General features: G+C 37.4%; 1 protein-coding gene. It reads right to left on the reverse strand.

Going from position 1 to position 495, the window contains the following annotated elements; translation table 11 throughout:
- Positions 1–193 precede the first annotated feature (193 nt).
- A partial coding sequence (locus tag J7R05_RS07815) for a phage antirepressor KilAC domain-containing protein (RefSeq protein WP_208541828.1) occupies positions 194–495 on the reverse strand: 302 nt, incomplete at its 5' end.

A 495-nucleotide genomic window follows, 5' to 3' on the forward strand; every position in this document is an offset into this window, starting at 1 on the left:
ATTCAGCATTAGAAATGTTACCACTAATACAGGTTTTGAAAATTGCTTCACGAAAATCTTGTTCTGATAACTGATATTTTTGTGCCACTGTTGCTACGAGAGAAGATGTCATTGTTATTTTCCTTAATTTGGGTACACTCCACCTGTGGCGTGAAGCACGCGTGTGTTGAAGAGGGTGTGTTTTGGGTGGTGTTTAGATGTATTGAGAAGAAATGGTTGTTGCTGTTCTTTTAAAGTCAGCAACTTTGGCATTAGCAAAGCCGTGAATCTCTTCTTGAGTGCGGATCTGTTTTTGGAGCATCATACTCAGACGTTTTAATCCTTTGGATGTGATCTTTGCACTAGGAACGCTCTTTTTTCTTCCACTAATGGTTTGAATGGTTTTTGGTATATACCCCATTAGTCCTTCATTGATTTTACTATAATAAGGCACCAAACTTTTATCAGTACGGCAATAAATCCAACGATGATTGATCAAATAATTCGCTAAATCTT

The sequence above is a fragment of the Bartonella capreoli genome, from assembly GCF_902813205.1.
Taxonomy (GTDB): domain Bacteria; phylum Pseudomonadota; class Alphaproteobacteria; order Rhizobiales; family Rhizobiaceae; genus Bartonella; species Bartonella schoenbuchensis.